At 67.5% G+C, this 594-nt stretch carries 1 protein-coding gene; it reads left to right on the top strand.

Features of this window, described 5'->3' with window-relative positions:
- Nucleotides 1–594 (top strand): murein L,D-transpeptidase catalytic domain family protein (locus tag ACYVDE_RS25600; RefSeq protein WP_460504319.1); only part of this gene is annotated, 594 nt, incomplete at both ends.

Here is a 594-nt window from a genome sequence, read left to right as displayed (position 1 = left end):
GATACGCTGCGCCAAGCCATCCGACAGCTGCACGCGGACCTCGGCTCTGACGCCGCCGAGCTACGCCCCGAAGTGCTGGAGCAAGCCTGCGTGGGCTACCTCACGCTGCACCCTACCGGCCGCATCGAGCGCGCCGGCCTGCTGGCCGTGGCCGATATGGACCTGCCCAATACTACCGAGCGTCTCTGGGTCATCGACCTCAAAAATGCCAAAGTGCTGCACCGCAGCCTGGTGGCGCACGGCCAGGGTTCGGGCCACCTGCGCGCCCGACGCTTCTCCAACGAAGAGTCGTCGGCCTGTACCTCGCTGGGCTTCTACCGCACCGGCGCAACCTACGACGGCATTCACGGCTACTCGCGCCGCATCGAAGGGCTCGATAAGGGCCAGAACGCCAATGCCTTCGACCGCTACGTGGTGCTGCACGCGGCCGACTACGCCAGCCCGAAATACGTGCAGCAAAACGGCCATCTGGGCTACAGCCGCGGCTGCCCGGCCCTGCCGCCCGAGCAGTTCAAAGACATTATCGCCACGCTGCGGGTGGGCAGCCTGCTGCTCGTGAGCGGCCCCGGCCTGGCCTCGCGCTGGCTCGATGGC

The organism is Hymenobacter agri, from assembly GCF_054778495.1.
The sequence above is the reverse complement of the archived record's forward strand: the minus strand, read 5'-3'. Positions and strand labels throughout refer to the sequence as shown.